The organism is Sanguibacter biliveldensis, from assembly GCF_033798665.1.
GTDB classification, from domain to species: domain Bacteria; phylum Actinomycetota; class Actinomycetes; order Actinomycetales; family Cellulomonadaceae; genus Sanguibacter; species Sanguibacter inulinus.
In genome coordinates this window covers 2,753,456-2,766,692 of sequence record NZ_CP138359.1, presented here as the reverse complement: position 1 = coordinate 2,766,692, position 13,237 = coordinate 2,753,456, and the positions used below count along the sequence as shown (strand labels likewise).

At 71.7% G+C, this 13,237-nt stretch carries 11 protein-coding genes; 7 read left to right on the top strand and 4 right to left on the bottom strand.

Annotated elements, in window-relative coordinates; translation table 11 throughout:
* Nucleotides 1-16: 16 nt before the first annotated feature.
* On the bottom strand, nt 17-580 hold the full coding sequence (locus SANBI_RS12105; RefSeq protein WP_319155346.1) for a GNAT family N-acetyltransferase: 564 nt from the start codon (nt 578-580) through the stop codon (nt 17-19).
* 160 nt (nt 581-740) lie between these two features.
* Nucleotides 741-2,444, bottom strand: coding sequence for a phosphoenolpyruvate--protein phosphotransferase (gene ptsP / locus SANBI_RS12100; protein ID WP_319155343.1), 1,704 nt, complete (start codon nt 2,442-2,444; stop codon nt 741-743).
* A 132-nt stretch (nt 2,445-2,576) separates the two neighbouring features.
* Here ptsP and SANBI_RS12095 point away from each other — a divergent pair, with 132 nt between their 5' ends.
* Together SANBI_RS12095 and SANBI_RS12090 are read left to right on the top strand one after the other, a co-directional pair.
* Nucleotides 2,577-2,807 (top strand): glucose PTS transporter subunit EIIB, encoded by a 231-nt coding sequence (locus SANBI_RS12095; protein WP_056129765.1) that lies wholly within the window; start codon nt 2,577-2,579, stop codon nt 2,805-2,807.
* A 14-nt stretch (nt 2,808-2,821) separates the two neighbouring features.
* Nucleotides 2,822-3,334 (top strand): PTS sugar transporter subunit IIA, encoded by a 513-nt coding sequence (locus SANBI_RS12090; protein WP_082543827.1) that lies wholly within the window; start codon nt 2,822-2,824, stop codon nt 3,332-3,334.
* Between the two features lie 110 nt (nt 3,335-3,444).
* Here the strand turns inward: SANBI_RS12090 and SANBI_RS12085 are convergent, their stop codons facing one another.
* Entirely contained in the window at nt 3,445-4,395 is a 951-nt protein-coding gene (locus tag SANBI_RS12085; RefSeq protein WP_319155342.1) for a mechanosensitive ion channel family protein, read from the bottom strand.
* 141 nt (nt 4,396-4,536) lie between these two features.
* Between SANBI_RS12085 and malQ the strand changes: the two genes are divergently transcribed.
* Nucleotides 4,537-6,714 (top strand): 4-alpha-glucanotransferase, encoded by a 2,178-nt coding sequence (malQ, locus tag SANBI_RS12080; protein ID WP_319155339.1) that lies wholly within the window; start codon nt 4,537-4,539, stop codon nt 6,712-6,714.
* Between the two features lie 165 nt (nt 6,715-6,879).
* Here the strand turns inward: malQ and pepN are convergent, their stop codons facing one another.
* A complete protein-coding gene (gene pepN / locus SANBI_RS12075) occupies nt 6,880-9,432 on the bottom strand; it encodes an aminopeptidase N (protein ID WP_319155337.1) in 2,553 nt (850 codons plus the stop codon).
* A gap of 399 nt (nt 9,433-9,831) precedes the next feature.
* Between pepN and SANBI_RS12070 the strand changes: the two genes are divergently transcribed.
* The 4 genes from SANBI_RS12070 (at nt 9,832) to SANBI_RS12055 (ending at nt 13,110) form a co-directional block, all read left to right on the top strand.
* Nucleotides 9,832-10,449, top strand: coding sequence for a mycothiol-dependent nitroreductase Rv2466c family protein (locus SANBI_RS12070; RefSeq protein WP_319155335.1), 618 nt, complete (start codon nt 9,832-9,834; stop codon nt 10,447-10,449).
* Nucleotides 10,446-11,030, top strand: a complete 585-nt coding sequence (locus SANBI_RS12065; RefSeq protein ID WP_319155331.1) for a hypothetical protein — start codon at nt 10,446-10,448, stop codon at nt 11,028-11,030. Before SANBI_RS12070 ends, SANBI_RS12065 begins: the two co-directional genes overlap by 4 nt.
* Nucleotides 11,027-12,364 carry an alpha-amylase family protein gene (locus SANBI_RS12060; RefSeq protein ID WP_319155328.1) on the top strand — a complete coding sequence of 446 codons (1,338 nt, stop codon included), beginning with the start codon at nt 11,027-11,029 and terminating at the stop codon, nt 12,362-12,364. Before SANBI_RS12065 ends, SANBI_RS12060 begins: the two co-directional genes overlap by 4 nt.
* A 137-nt stretch (nt 12,365-12,501) precedes the next feature.
* Nucleotides 12,502-13,110, top strand: coding sequence for a hypothetical protein (locus SANBI_RS12055; protein WP_319155326.1), 609 nt, complete (start codon nt 12,502-12,504; stop codon nt 13,108-13,110).
* Nucleotides 13,111-13,237 lie beyond the last annotated feature (127 nt).

Here is a 13,237-nt window from a genome sequence, read left to right as displayed (position 1 = left end):
CGGTCGCACCTCGGTCTCAGAGCTCGAGGGTCATGAACACGCTGTGCGGGTCGTCCACGTAGCTCCCGAAGGGCGGGCACTCCACGAAGCCGGCTGCGGCGTAGAACCGGCGGGCTGGAGCGAAGAACTCCATGCTGCCGGTCTCGAGGGAGATCCGGCGGACCCCTCGGCTGCGCGCGTCCTCGACGAGGTGCGCGAGCATCTGGGAGGCGATCCCCTCGCCGCGACGGGCCGGGTCGGTGCGCATGCTCTTGAGCTCGGCGTGGGAACTCTCCGGTGCACGGTGCCCGTCGTGGCCGCTGCCGCGTCGGCTGCTGCGGTCGCCGCGCTCTTCGTCCTCGTCGTCGCCCTCGCGCTCGTCGGCGCTCTCGGCTGGGAGGTCGGCGAGGGCGCCGGTCCCGACGAGGACACCGTCGAGGCGCGCGACCCAGACCCGGACGCCCTGCCGCGACAGGCCGTCGAGGTCGAGGGCGTGCTGGCTCTCGGGAGGGGCGGTCGGTGCCATGTCGGCCAGGTGCGCGGCCAGGAACGTGTGCAGGTGCGGGTCGGCCAGGTCGGCGCGGGAGATCTCGAGAGTCACCGGGACATGGTGCCGCCCGAAGATGACGGGAGTGTTTCGCGAGGGCCAGGCCAGGGACCACAGCGGCACAGCCCCGGAGAACCAGATGGCAGAGCCGCAGAACCCGAGAGGACGAGAGCGTCTGAGGGTCAGAGACTCACAGACTCAGACCCCCTGAGACTCACAACCCCAGCTGGTCCAGCACCGACAGCCGCGACCGTACCCGTGCCTTCGCGTCCTGCGCGGTCTCGGCCGACGTGGCCAGCAGCGCGAGCTCGCGACACTCCTCGACCGTCACCTCGGCGAGCACGGCGGCGACGTCGGGGATCGCACGTGCGGTCATGGACAACGACGTGATGCCGAGCCCGACGAGCACGACGGCGAGGACAGGGTTCGACGCGGCCTCCCCGCAGACCCCGACGGGCCGCCCCTGCTGCGCGCCACCGGCGCAGGTGGCGGCCACGAGCTGGAGCACTGCGGGCTGCCACGGGTCCGACAGCTCGGCGAGGGACCCGAGCAGCCTGTCGGCGGCCATCGTGTACTGCGTGAGGTCGTTGGTGCCGATCGACGCAAAGCTGGCCCGCGCGAGGATCGGACCGGCGAGCAGCGCGGCGGAGGGCACCTCGATCATCACGCCCGGGACGTCGAGCCCGTGGGCTGTGCACGCGGCGACGAACTGCTCGGTCTCGGTGACCGTCGAGACCATCGGGGCCATCACCCACACCTGCGCGGTCTCTGCGGCGGCAGCCCGGGCGATCGCCTCGAGCTGCTGGTCGAGCAGCTCGGGGGAGCGCAGCGCGGTCCGAAGCCCGCGGACGCCGAGCGCGGGGTTCTCCTCGTCGTCGGACGTGAGGAAGGCGAGCGGTTTGTCCGCCCCGGAGTCGAGGGTGCGGATGACGACCTTGCGACCGGCGAAGGCGCTGAACACGCGCCTGTACGCGATCACCTGCTCGTCGACGGTCGGCGGCTGCTCACGGTCGAGGAAGCAGAACTCGGAGCGGAACAACCCGACACCCTCGGCCCCGGCGCGGGCGGCCGGCTCGGCGTCGGAGGGGTCTCCGATGTTCGCGAGCAGCTGGACCCTGTGCCCGTCCTTCGTCCGACCCTCGCCGTCGAAGGTGCGGGACCTCGCGGCGACGGCGCGCACCGTCGCGAGCTCGTCGTCCGTCGGGTCGGCGACCACGATGCCCGTCGAGCCGTTGACGAGCGCGAAGTGCCCGTCGCGGAGGAGGTCGTGAGCACCCTGGGCGGCGACCACCGCCGGGATGCCCTTGGCGTTGGCGACGATCGCGGTGTGCGACGTCGGTCCAGCGCCGTCGGTGACGATCGCGACGACCTGGGCAGGGTCGAGAGAGGCTGTGACCGACGGGGCGAGGTCGAGCGCCACGAGCACGAAGGGCGTGTCGCAGCTCGGCAGGCCGGGCTTGGGCCGTCCGGTCAGATGGGCGACCAGCCTGTCGCGGATGTCGTGCACGTCGCTGACCCGCTCGGCGAAGTACCCGCCGAGCGCCTCGAACTGCTCGGCGACGTCGGACGCGGCCTCCCACACGGCGCGCTCGGGGACCAGGTAGTCGTCGAGGACCCGGCGCTGGGCGTCGGCGACGAGCGTGGGGTCCGCGGCGATCGCGGCCGTGGCCTCGAGGATGCCGCGGGCCTCGCCCGTGGCCCGAGCGGCGTCGGCGTCGAGGTCGGCGGTGACCTGGTCGCTCGCCTCCTGGATCGCCGCGGCACGGGCGTGGTGGTCTTCCCGCGGCGAGAGCCTGAGCCCGGGGGAGGGCTCGGCGATCGGCAGGGGCATGTGCACCACGGGGCCGGCCACCAGGCCGGCGCAGACTCCGATCCCCGAGACCGTCCTCGTCGACGGGCGGGGTGCAGTGGTGTCCATCCGTACCTCCTGATCAGCGCAGTCTCCAGGCAGTCTCGCAGTAAAAACGCGTCGAGGCGACTACTCTTGGACCAGAGTCGATGAGCACGGCCGGCATCGATCCGCAGACCACGATCTATCAGGAGTTCTTTCATGAGCAAGGCACAGCAGATCCTCGCCGCACTGGGCGGACAGGCCAACGTCGTCGACCTGGAGCCGTGCATCACGCGACTGCGTGTCGAGGTCGCGAACCCTGACCTCATCAGCGAGACCGACCTCAAGGCGACAGGCGCCTTCGGCGTCGTGCGCTCGGGCCGCATCGTCCAGGTCATCGTCGGCCCGGAGGCCGACAACCTGGCCGCCGAGCTCGACGGCCTCCGCTGACCGGAGCGTCAGAAGTGGACCTCGGGGACGCCGCAGCCGTGACCGACCAGCCAGCACCCGCCCCGGTGCGGTTGGTCGCACCCGTGTCGGGTGAGGTCGTCGCGCTGGCGGACGTCCCCGACCAGGTCTTCGCAGAAGAGATCGTCGGGCCCGGTCTGGCCATCGAGCCGCGCTCGGCCACGGGAGGCACGGACACCGTCGTCCAGGCTCCCGTCGACGGGACGATCGGCTCGCTCTACCCGCACGCCTTCGCCATCGAGACCGACGACGAGCGCACGGTCCTCGTCCATCTCGGCATCGATACCGTGACGCTGCGCGGCGAGGGCTTCGAGCTGCACGTCGCCTCGGGCGACCAGGTCACCGCCGGGCAGCACCTCATCACCTGGGACCCTGACGCCGTCGCGGCTGCGGGGATGTCCACGGTGTGCGTCGTCATCGCCCTGCAGGGCGACCCCGCAGACGTCGACAGGGTCGCCGAGCCGGGCCAGCAGGTCAGCCGCGGCGACGAGATCGCCCGCTGGCGCTGAGCAGACGACCGCGCACCACCCCGTCCTGACTGTGCGCGGAGCCTCGTGACCGCGACGCAGGGATTCCCCGCAGTCCGCACCTGGGCGCGGTGGCCGGGCGACCGGGCCGCTCACTCGGCTGCGAGGGCCAGACCTGCCTCGGACAGCTCCGTGCGCACGGCCTCGCGCAGCGCGCGGGCGACGTCCCACTGCATCGACGGGTTGGTCCGCACCTCGATGTTGAGGGTCACGCCCGCAGCGCTGAGCGTCTCGATGCCCACCACACGGGGTGTCTCCTGCAGATAGGTGCTGAGCACAGGGTCGGCGGTCAGGCGGGCGCCGGCCCGGGTGAGGGCGGCGCGCGCCTGCTCGAGGTCGGCGTCGACGGCCAGCCCGACCTCGACTGTCGCCCGGGCCCATCCCTGGGTGCGGTTGCCGACGCGCAGGATCTCGCCGTTGCGCACGTACCAGAGCGTGCCCGAGGAGTCGCGGACCTTGGTGATGCGCAGCGCGACGGCCTCGACGGTCCCGGAGACGTCCCCGACGGTGATCGTGTCGCCGACCCCGTACTGGTCCTCGAAGAGCATGAACATGCCCGACAAGAAGTCCTTCACCAGGCTCTGCGCCCCGAAGCCGAGGGCCACGCCGGCGACCCCGGCCGACGCCACGAGCGGCATGATGTTGACGCCGACCTCGTCGAGCATCATCAGGACGACGATGGCCCCGACCACGAGGGTCGCCGTCGAGCGCAGCACAGACCCGATCGTGCGGGCGCGCTGCGCCCGCCGGGCCGCCGCGAGCGGGTTGGTCTGCAGCACCGCCGTGCCGACGCCTGTCGCGGCGAGGTTGCGCAGTCCCCGCCGGTCCATGAGCGAACCGCTCGCCAGGTGGTCGGTGACGGACTTGATCATCCGGCGCAGCAGGACGAGCACGACCAGGCCGACGAGCGCTGTGAGCACCAGGCGCAACGGTGTCCCGACGAACCAGTCGCCCCACGAGCTCAGGCTCGAGGCGTCGAAGGGCTCGGTGCCTGCCGCGGCGCTGACGGTGCCGAAGGTGGAGAAGGTGGAGAAGAGAACCATGACCTCCACGCTACCCAGACCCTGGCGCGCGCGTCGTCCTGTCCCGTGGACGTACGCCCACGAGCATCTGCGACAGCGTGCACTGCGCCACACCGCCCGCGCTGTGATGCCCAACCCGCGAGTCTCTGGCAGGATTCACACGTGGACCCCACTGAGCGCGCGACCCTCTCACCTGCACTTGTCGACCTCGCCGAGGCTCACGGGATCTCCCCCGACCACTGGGGATTCCACGGCGAGAAGAAGAGCGCACCCGCCTCGACCCTCGTCGCGATCCTCGGGGCGCTGGGAGTCGACGCGACGTCGCCCGAGAACATCGACGTGGCCCTGGCGACAGTCGTCGACGACGAGTGGCGCCGGATGCTCCCGCCGACCGTCGTGACCCGACGTGGCGTGGCTTTCAGGGTGCCTGTGCACGTGACCGACGGCGTGGACGTCGAGGTCTGGGCCGAGCTCGAGGACGGCACGCACGTGGCCCTGTCGCAGGTCGACGACTACGTCGAGCCACGGACCGTGGACGGCCGGACCATCGGCCGGGCGACCTTCGAGCTCCCGGCCGACCTCCCGCTCGGCTGGCACGAGCTCCGTGCCCGCACCCGCGACGGCCAGTCCCGCGCCGTGCTCGCGGTGACACCCGACAGGCTCGAGCTGCCCGAGCACCTCGCGGACGGCCAGCACTGGGGCCTCATGGCCCAGTTCTACTCGGTCCGCTCTCGGCAGTCGTGGGGCATCGGCGACTTCGCAGACCTCGCCGACATCGCATGGATCGGTGGCCAGCAGCTCGGCGCCGACTTCTTGCTGGTCAACCCCGTCGCCGCCGCAGAGCCGACGACCCCCATGACGCCGTCGCCCTACCTGCCGGTGAGCCGACGCTTCGTCAACCCCATCTACCTGCGGGTCGAAGACATCCGCGAGACCGCCTATCTCTCGGCCGCCGACAGGTCGCTGGTCGAGTGGGCCGCAGACGACGTCCGCGAGCTGAGCACAGACCCGGGCCCGATCGACCGCGACGCGGTCTGGGACGCGAAGAAGAGCGCGCTCCGTGTCGTCTTCGAGGCGCCGCGCTCGGCCGCGCGTCAGAAGGCCTTCGTGGACTTCTGCCTGTCGCAGGGCAGCGGGCTCGAGAGCTTTGCCACGTGGTGCGCCTTCACCGACCACCTCGGCTCGGGCGAGTGGCCCGAGGAGTACCGCACCCCGGGGTCCGAGGCCGTCGCGCGTCTGCGCGAAGAGCTCTCCGACGAGGTCGACTTCTACTCGTGGCTCCAGTGGGTCGCCGACGTCCAGCTCGAGCAGGCCCAGCGGGCTGCGCGCGAGAGCGGCATGGGGATCGGCATCATGCACGACCTCGCCGTCGGCGTGCACCCCGAGGGCGCCGACGCCTGGGCCCTGGCCTCGGTGATGGCACGCGGCATGGAGGTCGGGGCGCCGCCGGACATGTACAACCAGCAGGGGCAGAACTGGTCGCAGCCGCCGTGGCACCCGCGCGAGCTCGCCCGTGCCGGGTATGCGCCGTACCGCGACCTCATCCGGACCGTGTTCCGCCACGCGGGCGCGCTGCGCATCGACCATGTCATCGGTCTGTTCAGGCTCTGGTGGATCCCCGCCGGCGCCCCGGCCGACGAGGGCGCCTACGTCCGCTACGACCACGAGGCGCTCATCGGGATCCTCTGCCTCGAGGCGCACCGCGCGGGTGGCGTGGTCATCGGCGAAGACCTCGGCGTCGTCGAGCCCTGGGTCCGCGGCTACCTCAACGACCGTGGCGTGCTCAGCACCTCGGTCCTGTGGTTCGAGAAGGACGAGGACGGACGGCCGTTGGCTCCTGAGGCCTACCGTCCGCTCTCGCTGACGACTGTCACGACCCACGACCTCCCGCCGACCGCCGGATACCTGGCCGGGGAGCACGTCGAGCTGCGCGAGCGGCTCGGGCTCCTCACCGAGCCCGTGCACCAGGTGCGCCAGGAGGCCCGCAAGGAGCGCGAGCAGATGGTGCTCGCGCTGGCCAGCCGCGGGCTCGTCGGTGACGAGCCGTCGGAGCGCGAGCTCGTCGAGGCTCTCCACAGGTACATCCGTCAGACCCCGGCCGCGCTGCTCGGCGTCTCCCTCGCCGACGCCGTGGGGGAGCGCCGTGCGCAGAACCAGCCGGGCACCGACCAGGAGTACCCGAACTGGAAGGTCCCGCTCGGAGACTCCAGCGGCAGCGTGGTGCTCGTGGACGACCTGGCGCACAACGCGCGTCTGCGTTCGCTCGCCGCGGTGATGAACGAGGGGACCGGGCGGAGCCAGGGCGAGGGCCCAGAGGGCTCTGACCGCTCAGCCGGCTGACACCAGCACCACCAGCCGAGGAGCCCCAGCCGACGACAGACTGTCGACGACCCTTCGGACGACGACCCTGCGGATGCTGATTCTGCGCATGACAGAGGCCCGCCCTGGTGCACGAGCACCAGGGCGGGCCTCTGTGTCCGCGGGGCTGGTCAGCCTCGCGAGGCGTCAGCGAGCCGCGTCGACGGCCTGGGCGCGCAGCGCGCGCTCGACCCCGGCGAGCGACTCGTCCACGAGACGACGCAGCGCGGGAGCGGCGTCGGGGTGCGCTGCGAGCCACGCCTGGGTCGCGTCGCGCAGGCGCTCGTCGGCGAGGGCTGCCGGGTAGAGCCCCTCGACGAGCGTCTCGGCGATGTGGTAGCTGCGGCTCTCCCACAGCCCCTCGATCGCTGCGAAGTACGGCTCGACGACCGATGCGAGGACCTCGGGGTCGTTCACGTGGCCGAAGCCGATCGTGGTCGACCGGACGATCGCGTTCGGCGCGGTGTCGGACTCGACGAGGGAGTCGAAGGCGGCACGCTTGCCCTCGACCGTCGGGATCGTGGCGCGGGCCCGCGCGGCCGACTGCTGACCGTTCGAGGTGTTGTCCTCGGCGAGCGTCGCGTCGATCTCGTCGGCCGTGGCAGCCCCGGAGAGGACCAGCCCGTCGAGGATCTCCCAGCGCAGGTCGGTGTCGATCGTCAGACCGTCGAGGGTGACCGATCCGTCGAGGAGCCCCCGCAGCGTCGTCGTGTGGGCTGCCGAGCTGGCGACGGCCGCGAAGTACTTGACGAACTGGAACTGGGCGTCCGACCCGGCCTCGGCGGCCTGCGCGAGGATCCACAGCCTGTTGCCGACGGTCTCGACCGTCTGCGGACGGGTCGCGGGTGCGACGTAGCTGCGCGCGGCGAGCGCGAGCTGGGCGAGGGTCGTGCGGATGGTCGTCGACTCGGTCTCGGTCGCGATGTTGCCGAGCACGAGGTCCACGTAGTCGCTCGCAGGGGTCTCGCCGTCGCGGGTCGCGTCCCAGACGGAGCCCCAGACGAGGGAGCGTGCGAGCGGGTCCTGGATCTTCGCGAGGTGCGCGATCGCGACGGCCAACGAGGCCTCGTCGAGGCGGATCTTCGCGTAGGCGAGGTCGTCGTCGTTGAGGAGGACGAGGTCGGGGCGGGCGCGGCCGACGAGCTCGGGCACCTCGGTGCGCTCGCCGTCGACGTCGAGCTCGACACGGTGGGTGCGCACGAGCGCGCCCGAGGCGTCGGTGTCGTAGTACCCGATCGCGAGGCGGTGCGGGCGGATCGTCGGGTAGTCGGCCGGGGCGGACTGCAGGACGGCGAAGGACGTGACGACGCCCGCGTCGTCCACGGTGATCTCGGGACGCAGCGTGTTGACGCCCGCGGTCTCGAGCCACAGCGCGGACCACGAGCCGAGCTCACGGCCGCTCGTGGTCTCGAGCTCGGTGAGGAGGTCGACGAGCTCGGTGTTGCCGTACTCGTGCTTGGCGAAGTACTTCGCGACACCGGCCATGAAGGCATCGATGCCGACCCAGGCGACGAGCTGCTTGAGGACGGAGCCGCCCTTGGCGTACGTGATGCCGTCGAAGTTCACCTGGACGTCTTCGAGGTCGTTGATGGTCGCCACGATCGGGTGCGTCGAGGGCAGCTGGTCCTGGCGGTAGGCCCAGGACTTCTCCATCGCGGCGAAGGTGGTCCACGCCTCGGTCCACTCGGTGGCCTCGGCGGTCGCGAGGGTCGAGGCCCACTCCGCGAAGGACTCGTTGAGCCACAGGTCGTTCCACCACTTCATGGTGACGAGGTCGCCGAACCACATGTGCGCGAGCTCGTGGAGGATCGTGACGACCCGGCGCTCCTTGATCGCGTCGGTCACCTTCGACCTGAACACGTAGGTCTCGGTGAAGGTCACGCAGCCGGCGTTCTCCATGGCCCCGGCGTTGAACTCGGGGACGAACAGCTGGTCGTACTTGGGGAACGGGTAGGGGTACTGGAACTTCTCCTCGTAGAAGGCGAAGCCCTGGCGCGTCTTCTCGAACACGTAGTCCGCGTCCATGTGCTCGGCGAGCGAGGCCCTGCAGAACACGCCGAGCGGGATGACCCGGCCGTCGCTGCTGGTGAGCTCGGAGCGCTGGACCACGTAGGGACCGGCGACGATCGCGGTGATGTACGTCGAGATCCGCTGGGTCGGCTCGAAGGACCACGTGGAGGTGCCCTCGCCGGCCGGGACGGGCTCGGGCGTGGGGGAGTTGGAGACGACCTCCCACGCCGAGGGCGCGGTGACCGTGAACTGGAAGGTGGCCTTGAGGTCCGGCTGCTCGAAGGCCGCGTAGACGCGGCGGGCGTCGGGGACCTCGAACTGCGTGTAGAGGTAGACCTCGCCGTCGACGGGGTCGACGAAGCGGTGCAGGCCCTCACCCGAGTTCGTGTACGCGGCGTCGGCGACCACGCGCAGCGTGTTCTCCGCGGCGAGCCCGTCGAGCTGGATCCGGGAGTCGGCGAAGACGGCCGCGGGGTCGAGGCTCTGCCCGTTGAGGGTGACCTCGTGGACCGTCGGGGCGACCAGGTCGATGAAGGTGGCCGAGCCGGCCTGCGCGGTGAACCGGACCTCGGTGGTCGACCGGAAGGTCTCGGGACCGGTCGTGAGGTCCAGGTCGATCACGTACGAGTCGACCGCGACGATGCCGGCGCGGGTGGTCGCTTCGACGCGGGTCAGGTTCTGTCCGGGCACGGACGCCTCCTCGGGGGATGCGGTGCCGGCAGGCTGCGGAGGGGCTGGTGAGCGCGCCGAGGCAGGTCCGGGCACCTGGTGGGTGGGCCTGATGCGGCCAAGGACGATCATGTCACGCCGGGGGCCCGCGCCGCAGGCGACAGACGCGTCAGGTGTCGGTACCGTCGAGAGCCAGACCTGGGTACGGTCAGGTGGGAATCGACGGGTCGTCGCAGGCGTTGTCACTGGTCGACGAGCCGTGGGTCCTGCTCCTGCCGGACCCGCCGGCCGCCGTCACGGGGGACGCCGCACGATGTCAGCAGACCTCGCCCGCAGCAGCGTCCCGAGCCAGGCAGCACGCACGACCCCAGCCCGTAGGCGGCACCGGCCACGGTGCCCACCCCGACCAACCGGAGCGACATGACCGAGCAGACGACCACCCAGACCGCCGACTTCTGGTTCGACCCGCTGTGCCCGTGGGCGTGGATGACGTCTCGCTGGATCGGCGAGGTCGAGAAGGTCCGCGACATCACCGTCCGGTGGCACGTGATGAGCCTGTCGGTCCTCAACGAGGGGCGGGACCTGCCCGAGAAGTACGCCGAGCTCATGTCCAAGGGCTGGGGCCCCGTGCGCGTGGTCACCGCGGCGCGCATCGAGCACGGCGAGCAGTTCGTCAAGCCGCTCTACGACGCGATCGGCACGCGCCTGCACCCGGGTGCTCGTGAAGACTTCGAGGCCGTGATCCGCGAGGCGCTCGACGAGGTCGGGCTGCCGGCGTCGCTCGCCGAGGCCGCCACGTCGGACCGCTACGACACCGAGCTCCGTGCCTCCCACAAGGAGGGCATCGACAGGGTCGGCGAAGACGTCGGCACGCCGGTGGTCGCCTTCGGCGACGTCGCGTTCTTCGGTCCTGTCGTGACCCCGGCGCCGAAGGGCGAGGCCGCCGGTCGCCTGTGGGACGGCTGCGTGCTCGTCGCCGGGACGCCGGGCTTCTTCGAGCTCAAGCGCACCCGGACGCAGGGACCGGTCTTCGATTGAGCCCCGCAGTCCACCTCGGTCTCCCGGCTCCCCGCGCCTCCCTGGGCGGGGGCGGCCGGGCCTCTGCGCGTCTGCGCGAGGTCCCGGCAGCCCCGTGGTCGACCCTCGCGAGCGACGCGCCCGACCTGGCCGCAGCGGTCGCCGGGCGCTTCGCCGCGAGCGAGAGGCACGTCCTGGCGACCATGACCGTGAGCGGTGCACCCCGCGTCAGCGGGTCCGCCGTGCAGATCCGCCACGGCGAGCTGCTCGTCCCGGTCGTCCTGCGCTCGCCCAAGGGCGCTGACCTCGCCGGTGACCCGCGCTGCGTCATCCACTCCAACCCCGGGGACGGGTCGATGGTCGGAGACGTGAAGATCACCGGCAGGGTCACGGGGCTGGTCGGGGATGACGGCGAGCTGCGCCCGCACGGGCGTGACGCTGTCGACGTCCTCGTGCTCCTCGAGTCGCTCCAGCTGTCGGTCCGGGACCAGGAGTCCGGCGAGATCACGGTGACCCGGTGGGTCGCGCCCGAGGTGCCGCCTCTCGACGGCCCAGCGGTCCGGGCGGCCGCACCTGCGGACGCGGCCGAGGACCTGCGATGACCCGCCCTCCGGACTGGGTCGAGCACGCGATCTTCTGGCACGTGTACCCGCTCGGTGCCGTCGGCGCGGAGCCCACGGCTGCTGAGGCGGGCGAGGTCGTCCAGCACAGGCTCGACAGGCTCGTGCCGTGGCTCGACCACGCCGTCGTCCTCGGTGCCTCGGGGATCCTGCTCGGCCCGGTCTTCGCGTCCTCGACGCACGGCTACGACACCGTCGACCACTTCCGGGTCGACCCACGCCTGGGTGACGAGGCCGACCTCGTGGCGCTCGTCGACGCGGCCCACGCACGCGGTCTCAGGGTCGTGCTCGACGGGGTGTTCAACCACGTCGGGCAAGACTTCGCGAGGTTCCAGGACGCGCTGGTGAGCGGGCCCGGCTCGGAGTCGGCAGCCTGGTTCAGGCTCCGCTGGCCCGACGACGGCGGTGCTCCGACGCACGACGACTTCGAGGGGCACTCGGCCCTCGTCGCCCTCGACCACTCGAACCCGGCCGTCGCCGAGCACGTCGTCGAGGTGATGGGCTACTGGGGCGACCGCGGTGTCGACGGCTGGCGGCTCGACGCCGCGTACGCCGTGCCCCCGGCCTTCTGGGCTCCCGTGCTCACCGAGGTGCGCAGGCGCCACCCCGGCACCTACGTGCTGGGCGAGGTGATCCACGGCGACTACCCGGCTGTGGTCGCCGAGTCCGGCATGGACTCGGTCACGCAGTACGAGCTGTGGAAGGCGGTCTGGAGCTCGCTCAACGACCGCAACGCCTACGAGCTCGACCACGCGCTGCGCCGCCACTCCGGCTTCGCCGAGACCTTCGCCCCGGCGACCTTCGTGGGAAACCACGACACGACGAGGATCGCCAGCCGCCTCGACGACCCCCGGCACCTGGCGCACGCGCTGGTCGTCCTGTTCACCGTCGCCGGGACCCCGACGGTCTACGCGGGCGACGAGCTGGGGCTCGAAGGCGTCAAGGAAGACCGAGCAGGGGGCGACGACGCCGTCCGCCCTGAGCTCGCGGCCTCTGCGCCGAGCGACGCCGAGCTCGATGCGAACCCTGCCTTCGCGCTGCACCGTGAGCTCGTCGGGATCCGCCGGCGGCACCCGTGGTTGCACAGGGCCCAGACCGAGGTGCGCGTGATCTCCGACACGGTGATGACCTACGTGTCGTCGTCGGGAGAGGACGCCCTCGAGATCGCGTTGAGCACCGACGACGCCCCTGTCGAGATCGTGCTCGATGCGCCGGCGACCTGGCTGGCAGGCGCGGGTGACCTGGCCTCTGACGGGGTCACGCTGCGTCTCGAGCCCCACGGGTGGGCCTGCCTGGAGCGCCTCGCACGAGCCTGATCTGTGCTCGTCGGGGCGGCCCCCGGGGTCCTGCGCTGCGGGCTCCGGGGGCGGGACATCTCCAGGGTGACGTGACATGCTGCCCTGTGCGGGGACGGTCCGTCGCTCCCGCAGACCACACGTGAGGAGACCATCGAATGGCAGGAACCACGCCGACCTCCGCCCCGCGGAGCACCCCGGGGAAGCGCAGGCTGTCACCCTGGCTCGTCGTGTTCATCGCGTTCGACGTCCTGCTCGTCGCGGGGGCCGCCTGGCTCATCCTGGGCGGGTCGTCCGGCTCGGACGCCGACGACGGCGCCTCGTCGGCGCCCACGTCGGAAGCCTCTGCAGGCGCCACCGACGCCCCTGCGGACCCGGCCGAGCCGGACCCGTCGCCCACCCTCGAGATCGACCCCGCCGAGGCGACAGTCATCGCGTCCCCGACGGGCAACATCACCTGCTCGATCGTCCCCGAGGGCGTGCGCTGCGGCATCGCCTCCCTCGCGGCCGAGCCCGCACCCGTCGCCGGGTGCGAGGGCACTGTCGGTCACGTCGTCGAGCTCACCTCGGCCGGTGTCTCGACCCCGTGCGTCCCTGATGCAGAGAAGCCCACCGAGGCAGGTCCCGACGTCGCCGTGCTCGACTACGGTGCGACGAGCGAGGTCAACAACTTCGTCTGCGAGAGCACCGAGTCCGGGATGCGCTGCACGGACTCCACGACTGGGGACGGCTTCGTGCTGGCCCGCGCAGGCGTCTCGGGGGCCTGACCCCAGGGACCCGCGTCTCAGGGGCTGACCCCCAGGGCCCCGCGCCGGACGCACGCAAGCACGCACGCAGCACCAGGAGAGCCCCCACCACGACCCGTCTCGACGGGCTGTGGTGGGGGCTCTCCCC